Here is an 11,627-nt window from a genome sequence, read left to right as displayed (position 1 = left end):
GTTTGGATCAACAAACGATCCCAACTCTTCTCTCATAACGTGAAAGTACCCGCTTTTGCCTACTTACTTAGTAGCATTCAACAAAAGACTCAAAGGCGCACTTCAACAAGTTTTGTCATAGGTTACTTTCAGCCGGTGATAACCCTCTCTGATATGCAATGAACTTGCCTACTCTTCCTTCTCAACGATATCCATATTTGATTATTTTATCATATGGGCAAAATAGAAATTTGTTAACTATAAATGCTTTCTAAACGAGCTAAAACTGTTTCTTTTCCTAAAAGAGAAATAGCTTTTGGAAGCTCAGGACCATGTGTTTCGCCTGTTGTTGCTACACGAATTGGCATAAATAGTTTTTTACCTTTTTGACCTGTTGCTTTTTGTACAGCCTTTGTTGCTGCCTTAATTTCATCAGCGCTGAATTCTTCTAAGGAAGAAATCTCTTCAGCAAATGCTTTTAACACTTCCGGTACTTGTTCTTCAGCAAGCACTGCTTTTGCTTCTTCACTGTAATCAATTTCTTTCTTAAAGAACATTTCAGTAAGTTCAACAATCTCAGCGCCAAAGCTCATTTGTTCTTGGTATAGAGCAACTAAGTCACGTACCCATTGTTCTGTTTCTGCATCGCGCGCTTCTTCAACTTTTCCAGCTTTCACTAAGTGCGGAACTGATAAAGCTACTACCTCGTCTAAATCCAATTTTTTCATGTATTGGTTGTTCATCCAACGTAATTTGCTTGTATCAAATAGTGCTGGAGATTTTGATAAACGAGCTGGGTCAAAAATTTCAATGAACTGTTCTTTAGAGAAGATTTCTTCTTCTCCCACAGGTGACCAACCAAGCATTGTAATAAAATTAAACAGTGCTTCCGGCAAGTAGCCTAATTCTTTATATTGCTCAATAAACTGAATGATTGACTCATCACGTTTACTTAGCTTACGGCGATTTTCATTTACGATTAATGTCATATGACCAAATACAGGAGGCGTCCAGCCTAAAGCTTCATACACAAGAATTTGCTTCGGTGTATTAGAGATATGGTCATCTCCGCGTAGAACATGTGTCATCTTCATTAGATAATCATCAATGGCTACAGCGTAATTATATGTGGGTGTACCGTCTTTTTTCACAATAACGAAGTCACCAATGCCTTCAGACTCAAATGATACTTCATCTTTGACAATATCATTCCATTTAATTTCTGTGTTACTAGGAACACGGAAGCGAATGCTTGGCTCGCGGCCTTCTCCTTCTAGTTCAGCACGCTGTTCAGCTGTTAAGTTACGGCACTTACCTGAATAGCGCGGCATTTGACTGTTCGCCTGCTGTTCTTCACGCTCTTTTTCAAGCTCTTCTGACGTACAGTAACAGTGATAAGCTAATCCTTTTTCAAGAAGTTCTTCCGTATATTTTTGATAGATTTCCGTACGTTCAGACTGGCGGTAAGGACCGTACTCGCCGCCTACGTCGATACTCTCATCCCATTCAATACCTAACCATTTTAAATAGCGCAGCTGACTTTCTTCTCCGCCTTCGATATTACGCTTTTGATCTGTATCTTCAATACGGATAATAAATTTACCGTTTTGATTTCGTGCAAATAAATAATTAAATAGTGCTGTTCTTGCATTCCCTATATGAAGATGTCCAGTTGGACTCGGGGCATAACGAACTCTTACTTCGCTTGACATAACTAAGATGACCTCCAATTTAATATTACTTATAGTATGTATTTATATGTTTTAGACATGTTCTAATTTTATCACCAAATAGGTATCTGTCAAAGTCAACTGTTTTTATTTTTGATAAACTAAAACGGCTGCTTGGGCGGCAATTCCTTCTTCACGTCCCGTGAAGCCTAACTTTTCTGTTGTTGTTGCCTTGACGTTAATTTGAGAAATGCTTGCTTCTAACAGCTGCGCAATACGCTCTCTCATTGGTTCAATGTAAGGAGCCATTTTAGGTTTTTGCGCAATAATCGTGCAATCTACATTGCTTAATTCATAACCTTCATCTTTTAGTAGTTTCCATACATGTTGAAGAAGCTTTGCTGAATCAGCATCTTTAAATTCAGGGTCTGTATCTGGAAAATGCTTTCCGATATCTCCTTTAGCCGCCGCTCCTAATAAGGCATCTGCGATTGTATGTAACAGCACATCTGCATCTGAATGGCCTAATAATCCTTTTTCATACGGAATTTCTAAACCGCCGATGATTAAAGGTCTTCCTTCTGCAAATTCATGTACGTCGAAACCTTGTCCTACTCGAATGTTCATTTTTCCACTCCTTCAGTCCTGTTTAGCTTTGTTAATATAGCTTCTGCATATAACAAATCTTCTGGTGTTGTTAGTTTTATATTATCGTAATTCCCCTCTACAATCGATACTTTTTGCCCCGCTTTTTCTACTAAGCTTGCATCATCGGTGCCTAAGTATTCATTTGTTTTTGCTTTTTCGTGTGCATCCATTACTACATCAAAAAGAAAAGCCTGCGGCGTTTGAATAGCCCACAAGCTAGAGCGCTCAACTGTTTCAATGACAGTACCCTGTTCCACACGCTTAATTGTGTCTTTTACTGGAACAGCCAGCACAGCAGCCTTATCACTAGCAGCTTTTTCTACTAACTCATGGATTGTGTTTTGTTGAACAAATGGACGAGCGCCATCATGAATTAATACCATCTGAGCCTGCTTTAAACTTTTAAGACCGTTATAAACGCTATGTTGACGTTCATCGCCTCCAACTGTCAATGATTGAACCTTTTGAATTGGATATTCGATTAATAACTCTTCAAAAATCTCTACTTCTTTTTCGTTTACGACTAGTGCAATTCCACTGCACCAAGGATCTTGTTCGAATTTTTGCAGCGTATGAATGATAAGCGGAACGTTTTGAATAGTTAAAAATTGTTTGTTCCGCCCCGCTTTCATTCGCTTCCCCTGACCTGCAGCTAACACGATAATTTCATACTTCATAGGTATACTCCCTTTACCTGTTACGTCACAGTGCTTTTTCTAATAACTTAGGTTTCGCAAAAATCATACGGCCTGCTGAGGTTTGGAGTACGCTCGTCACCAGTACATCAATTTGCTTTCCAATATAATTTCTTCCTTCTTCTACCACGATCATTGTACCGTCATCAAGATAGGCAATACCTTGATTGTGCTCTTTACCGTCTTTTATAACCAATACGTTCATTTCTTCTCCTGGAAGTACAATTGGCTTGACGGCATTTGCTAAGTCATTGATATTTAAAACGCCAACATTTTGAAGTTCACATACTTTATTTAAATTAAAATCGTTTGTCACGACCAAACCGGAAGTCAGCTTTGCTAGTTTAACCAGCTTGCTGTCTACTTCTTGAATGTCCTCGAAATCGCCTTCATAAATTTCTACCTTCATTGCCAGTTCTTTTTGAATACGGTTTAGAATATCTAGACCTCGTCTACCTCTGTTTCGTTTTAGAACATCCGACGAATCAGCAATATGCTGAAGTTCCTCAAGCACAAAGCGCGGAATAACAATCGTTCCGTCTAAAAATCCTGTTTGACAAATATCTGCGATACGGCCGTCAATAATAACGCTTGTATCTAAAATCTTAAGAGACTTTAATGATTCTTCGTTATCTGTTTCTTCTTCTTGTCCTTTTTTCTTCCCAATTCGAGCTGGCATCGAAAACACGCTTACAAGTTCATCACGTTTTTTAAATCCGACTTGAAACCCTAAGTAACCTAAAAGAATACTTAGAAAGATTGGTAAAATGGTACTTACTACTTGAAGTTGAATTCTGCCTAAAAAAGCTCCGACCAAGTAGGCTACAATAAGCCCTAAAATCAATCCTAAGCTCCCAAAAAGCACATCCGTTACAGGCGCCTTCAGTAACGCCTCTTCCACTCGGCGAATTAATTCAACTATATAATCAACAATCCAAAACGTGACAAGGAAAAACAAAATGGCTCCCAGTATTGCATCGACGTAAGGCTTTTCTAGAAATGCTACATCTTGCAGATTTAATAATTGAATAAGTTCAGGTATAAAAAAGACGCCCAATGTACCACCTGTAATAATAAAAAATAACTGTACAAAACGTTTTAACACGCCTTCACCTCCTTTTATCATTATAAACAGTTTACAATGATTGAAACCTGTTATTTTACCAAAAAACAGAATTTGTAAACAAACTGTCACTTTTTTTGTATTTTCACAATATCTTAATGAATCAAACATTTAATGTCAATTAATATCCTATAGCTGACGGTTTGTAAGATGCTGCTCTTTTAGTCTTTTTAGGCCTTCTCTGATTTTCCGTGCTCGAATTTCACCGATGCCTTCTACCTCATCCAATTCTTCTACCGACGCATCTGCTATCGTTTTTAAATCCCCTAATTCATCAATGAGATTTTCAATAATAATCGATGGAAGTCTTGGAATTTTATGAAGCATTCGATACCCTCTAGGAATAACGCTGTCTTCAAAGCTTGTATACATGGGATATCCCATTAAGCGAAGAAGCGTCTGGTCATCGAGAAGAACATTATTTGATGGCTGCTGCATGCGTTCAATTACTCGGTAAGGGTCAAAGCTGAGGTCATACATATAATCTTTGATTAATAAAGTTGCTTCTTCCTCTAAGTGGGAAAGTAGTTCATTCATTTGGAGACGGATTAGTCTTCCTTCTGTTCCTAACTCGCTAATATAGCTCAAAATTTCATTTTTAATACGCAGAACCATTTCTGTACGATGAAGCGACTGCAGCACGTCTGTATGAGTTACTTGCTCTTCAAACTCTAATGCACTGAGACTTGTAATCGATTCGTCTAATACCGCCTTGTACTTCTCAAGTGTTCCAAGCGCTTGATTCGCTTTTGCTAAAATAACGCTAATGTCTTTCAATACATACTGCAGAGACCCTTTGTAAAGCGTAATCACATTTCTTCTTTGTGAAATGGCTATCACCAATACACCTGACTGCTTAGCTACGCGCTCTGCTGTACGGTGTCGCATTCCTGTCTGTGAAGAAGGAGTAGAGGGGTCTGGCATGAGCTGAGCATTAGCAAATAATATCTTGCTTCCACTGTCGTTTAAAATAAGCGCTCCATCCATTTTGGCTAACTCGTATAAATGCGCAGGTGTAAATGCACAATTAATCGAAAATCCTCCATCTACCATCTTTTTGACTTGTTCATTGTAGCCCATAACAATTAAGCCGCCCGTCTTTGCCCGCAAGACGTTATCGATACCGTCACGAATAGGGGTTCCTGGTGCTACAAACTGCAGAATTTCTGATATTTGTTTTTGACTAACTGTTGTTTTTTCTCCTTCCACTGCTTATCCTCCTAATGTATATTGCAGAGCCTCCGCTACTGTTGATACCCCAATCACATCAATACCATCTGGGACTTTCCATCCTCCTAAATTTTTCTCTGGGATAATAATTCGTTGGAACCCTAATTTTACCGCTTCTTGAACGCGCTGTTCAATTCTAGATACTCGGCGTACTTCACCTGTTAATCCTACCTCTCCTACAATAACATCTGTAGCGCTAGAAGCAGCATCTCTGAAACTTGAAGCAATGCTAACGGCTACAGCTAAATCAATTGCTGGTTCATCTAATTTCACTCCACCTGCTACTTTTAAATAAGCATCTTGATTCTGCAGCAGCATTCCTACACGCTTTTCTAAAACAGCCATGATAAGCGAAACGCGATTATGATCTACTCCCGTCGCCATTCTTCTAGGGTTTCCAAAGCTCGTTGGACTGATTAGCGCCTGCAGCTCTACTAATACAGGTCTTGTCCCCTCCATTGAAGCGACAACAACCGACCCTGCTGCTCCCTGAGACCGTTCTTCTAGAAAGATTTCAGACGGATTCAATACTTCTTCTAGCCCACTTTCTTTCATTTCAAAAATGCCCATTTCATTTGTAGACCCAAACCGGTTCTTAACCGCTCTTAATATACGATACGTATGATGACGCTCTCCTTCAAAATAAAGAACCGTATCCACCATATGTTCAAGAAGTCTTGGACCTGCAATGGCCCCTTCTTTCGTTACATGCCCCACAATAAAGATGGCAATTCCATTCGTTTTAGCAACACGCATTAGTTCAGCCGTACACTCTCGCACCTGTGAGACGCTTCCTGGCGCTGATGTGACATCAGCATGGTAAATGGTTTGAATTGAATCAATCACCACAAAATCAGGCTGCATGCTTGAGATGGCCTCTAGTATTAATTCTAAGTTTGTTTCTGCGTGAACATAAAGCTCTTCAGCTTTTACACCTAACCTGTCCGCTCTTAACTTCGTTTGCTTGGTTGATTCCTCTCCCGAAATATATAGTACTTTATTTTGTTTCATTGCTAACTGCGCAGAGGTTTGCAAAAGTAAAGTAGACTTTCCGATACCCGGATCTCCCCCTATTAAAACGAGTGAGCCTCGGACAATACCTCCACCTAATACACGATTTAACTCTGCAGAAGGTGTAAAAATTCGTGGTTCTGTTGTAGATTCAATCGCTGTAATTGGCTGAGGTTTTTGAACTTTAGAAGCAGTAGCTCCGGAAAAAGCTCCTCGGCGTGATGATTTCGTTTCTTCCATTTCTTCTACCATAGAATTCCAGCTTCCGCATCCAGGACATTTCCCCATCCATTTTGCTGATTCATATCCGCAATGCTGACATGCAAATTTTGTTTTTCGTTTCGCCATTATGTTATCAATCTCTCCGTTCATTCAATCGATTTCTATCTCTATTGTACACTATTTCCTAAGCTAAAATAAAAAGGGAGGCATACGTGTTTTTTCGTATGCCTCGTCTTGGTTTGAGTAAATTTAGCTGATGCTGCTTGGAGCGGAGGATTTAACAACAAATTCTCCTTTGTCTACATCTAGCGTCACTTTCTGACCTTTTTGAACAACTCCTTTTAGCAGCTCTTCAGATAAACGGTCTTCAATATGTTTTTGAATTGCTCTACGAAGTGGACGAGCACCGTATTCTGGATCAAAACCTTCCTCTGCAATCTTATCAATTGCCTCTTTTGTTAACTCAAGATCAATTTCTTGCTCTTTTAAGCGTTTTGTTAACTGATCCGCCATTAATTTAACGATTTCAGCTAAGTGAGGTTTCTCTAATGAATGGAAGACGATAATTTCATCGATACGGTTTAGGAACTCCGGACGGAAAGCGCGCTTCATTTCCGCCATTACTTTTCCTTTCATATCTTTGTAGTCTTGCCCTTCTGCTTCTACTGTGAACCCTAAGTGCTTGCTTCGTTTTAATGTATCAGCACCTACGTTTGATGTCATAATTAAAATCGTATTACGGAAATCAACTGTACGGCCTTTTGAATCTGTTAAGCGTCCATCTTCTAACACTTGTAATAAAATGTTAAATACATCCGGATGCGCTTTTTCAATTTCGTCTAAAAGAACAACTGAGTAAGGTTTTCTTCTTACTTTTTCCGTTAACTGGCCGCCTTCTTCGTATCCAACATATCCTGGAGGTGAACCTACTAATCGGGAAGTAGAATGTTTCTCCATGTACTCAGACATATCGATACGAATCATTGCATCTTCATCCCCGAAGATTGACTCCGCTAATGCACGTGCAAGCTCTGTTTTACCAACCCCTGTTGGTCCTAAGAAAATGAATGAACCAATTGGACGTTTTGGATCTTTCAAGCCTGCTCTAGCACGGCGCACAGCTTTTGCAACTGCTTTTACCGCTTCTTCTTGCCCAATTACACGAGAGTGAAGAATCTCTTCCATGTTCAGCAGTCTTTCTGTCTCTTCCTGTGCCAGTTTAGAGACCGGTACACCCGTCCAGCTAGATACCACCATCGCAATATCTTCTACGGTTACAGCTGAGTTTTCTTTACCTTGCTGCTCTTTCCAAATTTTCTTTGTGTCTTCTAATTCTTCGCGTAGGCGTTGCTCTGTATCTCGTAAAGATGCTGCTTTTTCAAATTCTTGACTTTGAACAGACGCATCTTTTTCATTGCGTACTGATTCTAATTTTTGCTCTAATTCCTTTAAATTTGGCGGCGTTGTAAATGAACGTAAACGCACTTTTGAACCAGCTTCATCAATTAAATCGATTGCTTTATCCGGTAAGAAACGATCGGAAATGTAGCGATCTGATAGTTTCACCGCTTGCTCGATTGCCTCATCAGAAATAGATACTCGGTGATGCGCTTCATAACGGTCACGAAGCCCTTTTAAGATTTGAACAGACTCTTCCAACGTTGGTTCATCCACTTGAATTGGCTGGAAGCGACGCTCTAACGCTGCATCTTTTTCAATGTACTTTCTGTATTCATCTAAAGTCGTAGCACCGATACACTGAAGTTCTCCACGAGCAAGAGACGGTTTTAAAATATTAGAAGCATCGATAGCACCTTCTGCGCCACCAGCGCCAATTAATGTGTGTAACTCATCGATAAAGAGAATGATATTACCTGCTTGACGAATTTCATCCATTACTTTCTTCAAGCGGTCTTCAAATTCTCCGCGGTATTTTGTACCAGCAACGACCGTTCCCATATCCAAAGTCATAACGCGTTTGTCACGTAAAATTTCTGGAACTTCATTGTTGACGATTTGCTGAGCCAAACCTTCAGCGATTGCCGTTTTACCGACACCTGGCTCCCCAATTAATACAGGATTGTTTTTTGTACGTCGGCTTAACACTTCAATAACACGCTGAATTTCTTTCCCACGTCCGATAACAGGGTCTAAGCTTCCTTCGCGCGCTACAACTGTTAAATCGCGTGCTAAGCTGTCTAGCGTAGGTGTATTAGCGTTTGAAGAGCCTCCGCCTTGATGACTTGAAGCAGCTTCATTACTACCTAATAAATGAAGCACTTGCTGACGAGCTTTATTTAGGCTGACACCTAAATTATTTAAAACGCGTGCTGCAACGCCTTCACCTTCACGAATTAAGCCTAGTAAGATATGTTCTGTTCCTACATAAGAATGACCAAGCTTTCGGGCTTCATCCATTGAAAGTTCAATGACTTTTTTCGCTCGAGGTGTATAATGAATGGTCTGCGTTAATTCTTGGCCTCTGCCAATTAATGCTTCCACTTCTTTTTGAATTTTTTCAGTGCTTAGGCCTAGAGCAGAAAGAGCTTTTGCTGCAATTCCTTCACCTTCACGAACGATACCTAATAAAATATGCTCCGTTCCAATGTTGTTGTGACCTAGGCGTAGTGCTTCTTCCTGTGCTAAAGCTAATACTTTTTGTGCGCGCTCTGTAAATCTACCAAACATCATATAATCGTCACCCTCCACGTTTAATTTGTGTTTTTATTTATAGTGAGACGTTCTCGAATTAAGGTGGCTCTTTTAATGTCACGTTCTTGAGGCTTTAGAGGACCTCCCGAATACTTTTGTAAAAAGCCTGGCTGCGTCATAATGATAAGTTCATTCAATATATTTTGACTCAGTCCTTTTATATACCCTAAATCGATTCCTAATCGAACATCTGATAAACATTGCGAAGCTTCTTTTGACTCAATAATACGGCTATTGGCCAATACTCCATATGAACGATACACTCGATCTTCTAACTCTACATGAGATGTTTTAAACAGCGCGTCTCTTGCAGAGTGCTCTTGTGTAATCAACTGCTGTACGACACTATTTAAATCTGCCACAATATCTTCTTCAGATTTCCCTAAGGTTATCTGATTAGAAATTTGAAAGATATTCCCTAAGGCTTCGCTACCTTCTCCATAAATTCCTCTCACCACTAAGCCAAGCTGGTTAATAGCGGGAATAATACGATGAATTTGACGGGTCATCACTAAAGCCGGCAGATGCATCATCACAGATGCACGTAGCCCAGTACCCACATTTGTGGGACAGCTGGTTAAATACCCTCTATTTTCATCAAACGCATAATCTACGTATTTCTCAATCCAATTATCTACTTTATTCGCTGTGCTTAAAGCTTCAGATAATTGAAGACCTGGAAATAAACATTGTATGCGTAAATGATCTTCTTCATTAACCATAATACTCAAATCTTCTTTTTCTGATAAAAAACAAGCTCCGTTGTTATCTCCTTCAGCCAAGTTAGGACTGATAAGATGCTTTTCAACCAACACTTGCTTTTGAAGAGGTTGTAATTCGTTCATCTTTAGTAAATGCAAATTCCACTGATTGGTGTTTTCACTTTTTTGAAAAACTTGCTCGAATACTCGAACCACTTCAACTGCTTGTTCTTTAGAAAAGAGAGTTGGAAAAAGATAATGAGTTAAATTTCGAGCCAGCCTGATTCGACTGCTTAGAACAATATCTGAATTCGAAGCTTCTTGACGCATCCAAGAGCTAACAGGCTGGGAAAAGAACAAATCCTGGGACATGAATTACGCTTCCTCCTCTCTCGATTCGTTCATCTTCTTTTCTAGTAACCGAATGTGATCTCGGAGTTCGGCTGCTTTCTCAAACTCCTCTTTTTCGATATACTCTTTTAAGTTCAATCTTAATGCCTGTAATTCCTTTTTTAAATGAAGATTACTTGCAATTCTTGCTGGTATTTTTCCATGATGCAGATAATTACCTCCATGCAGCCTCTTCAAGAAAGGAATAAGAGGTCGCTCGAATGTTTTGTAGCAATCTGCACATCCAAACCTGCCGATTTTAGCAAATTTTTGATATGTCATGCCACAAGTAGGACAAGAAAGAATCTCCTGACTTTGTTGCTTATAATTTTCAGTTACTGCTGGATCTAGGTTAAGTAGGCCAGCTAGTAAGTTATTGATTGAAAAACCTTGCTGATTTGAAAAAGAAAATGCATCTCCATTTTCTGAAGCGCATTGTTCACATACATGCATCTCCGTCTTTTCACCATTAATGATTTTTGTGAAGTGAAGAGTTGCAGGTCTCGTTTCACATTGCTGACAAATCATCCTGTCATCACTCCCTGTTCTAAATAAAATAGATCATGAGCTTATCGGTAGCGTAATGAATTAAGCATTGCTTTTAAAAGATTAGACCTTAGCTCATCACGATAAGGAAGTTCAATATTAATAACTGAACGATTGATAACACTCAACATGATTTTTGCTTCTCGTTCTGTGATGACTTTTTCTTCAACTAACCTAATAATGACGTTTTCAGCACTTACTTGTGAAATTTCATTTTGAATCATCTCAATTACTTGCTGAAACAAATCCGCTGCATCATGCATTTTTACTTTTGCAATACGAATAAAACCGCCGCCGCCTCGCTTACTTTCTACAAGATAACCTCTCTCAACTGTAAAACGGGTATTGATAACGTAATTAATTTGCGACGGAACGCATTGAAATTTATCAGCAATCTCACTGCGCCTTATTTCAACAATTTCTCTTTCACTTAATTCAAGTACTTGTTTTAAATACTGTTCGATAATGTCAGAGATATTTGGCACACTGCCCCCTCCTTCTGACTTTGACTATATTTGACCTTAATTTAAATATAAAAGGAAACGAAAAAATTTTCAACTATGTACTATTAAAGTTTATTCTTTACTTTTATCGTTGCCACTAAAATTTATTTCAAAACCTGCAAATCGTGAATTTTATTGTCCTTACTATACTTTTTCATAAAACAAATAAATTGTAAACAAAAAAGGACTAGCTAAAA

The 11,627-nt window shown here is 39.1% G+C and carries 10 protein-coding genes and 1 other annotated feature (1 of these 11 running past the window's edge); all 10 genes read right to left on the bottom strand.

Annotated elements, in window-relative coordinates; translation table 11 throughout:
• Positions 1-194 (bottom strand) — a binding site (T-box leader) (it extends 30 nt beyond the left edge of the window).
• Between the two features lie 39 nt (positions 195-233).
• Positions 234-1,691, bottom strand: coding sequence for a glutamate--tRNA ligase (gltX, locus tag OK414_RS00410; RefSeq protein WP_047932570.1), 1,458 nt, complete (start codon positions 1,689-1,691; stop codon positions 234-236).
• 105 nt (positions 1,692-1,796) lie between these two features.
• Positions 1,797-2,276 (bottom strand): 2-C-methyl-D-erythritol 2,4-cyclodiphosphate synthase, encoded by a 480-nt coding sequence (gene ispF / locus OK414_RS00405; RefSeq protein ID WP_013054903.1) that lies wholly within the window; start codon positions 2,274-2,276, stop codon positions 1,797-1,799.
• Complete coding sequence (gene ispD, locus OK414_RS00400; RefSeq protein WP_016762719.1) at positions 2,273-2,974, bottom strand: 2-C-methyl-D-erythritol 4-phosphate cytidylyltransferase; 702 nt, start codon at positions 2,972-2,974, stop codon at positions 2,273-2,275. Before ispD ends, ispF begins: the two co-directional genes overlap by 4 nt.
• 25 nt (positions 2,975-2,999) lie before the next feature.
• Positions 3,000-4,097: a PIN/TRAM domain-containing protein gene (locus OK414_RS00395; protein ID WP_013054901.1), complete on the bottom strand. Its 1,098-nt coding sequence runs from the start codon at positions 4,095-4,097 to the stop codon at positions 3,000-3,002.
• Between the two features lie 147 nt (positions 4,098-4,244).
• Entirely contained in the window at positions 4,245-5,324 is a 1,080-nt protein-coding gene (gene disA, locus OK414_RS00390; protein WP_013054900.1) for a DNA integrity scanning diadenylate cyclase DisA, read from the bottom strand.
• 3 nt (positions 5,325-5,327) lie between these two features.
• Positions 5,328-6,704, bottom strand: a complete 1,377-nt coding sequence (gene radA / locus OK414_RS00385) for a DNA repair protein RadA (RefSeq protein WP_057275202.1) — start codon at positions 6,702-6,704, stop codon at positions 5,328-5,330.
• A gap of 123 nt (positions 6,705-6,827) precedes the next feature.
• A complete protein-coding gene (gene clpC, locus OK414_RS00380; RefSeq protein WP_016762717.1) occupies positions 6,828-9,269 on the bottom strand; it encodes an ATP-dependent protease ATP-binding subunit ClpC in 2,442 nt (813 codons plus the stop codon).
• 20 nt (positions 9,270-9,289) lie between these two features.
• A complete protein-coding gene (locus OK414_RS00375) occupies positions 9,290-10,363 on the bottom strand; it encodes a protein arginine kinase (RefSeq protein ID WP_013054897.1) in 1,074 nt (357 codons plus the stop codon).
• A gap of 3 nt (positions 10,364-10,366) precedes the next feature.
• Positions 10,367-10,909, bottom strand: a complete 543-nt coding sequence (locus OK414_RS00370; RefSeq protein WP_016762716.1) for a UvrB/UvrC motif-containing protein — start codon at positions 10,907-10,909, stop codon at positions 10,367-10,369.
• Positions 10,910-10,950: 41 nt separating this feature from the next.
• Complete coding sequence (locus OK414_RS00365; protein ID WP_263046084.1) at positions 10,951-11,412, bottom strand: CtsR family transcriptional regulator; 462 nt, start codon at positions 11,410-11,412, stop codon at positions 10,951-10,953.
• Between the last annotated feature and the right edge of the window lie 215 nt (positions 11,413-11,627).

Source organism: Priestia sp. JV24, from assembly GCF_025910025.1.
GTDB lineage: Bacteria > Bacillota > Bacilli > Bacillales > Bacillaceae_H > Priestia > Priestia megaterium.
The sequence above is the reverse complement of the archived record's forward strand: the minus strand, read 5'-3'. Positions and strand labels throughout refer to the sequence as shown.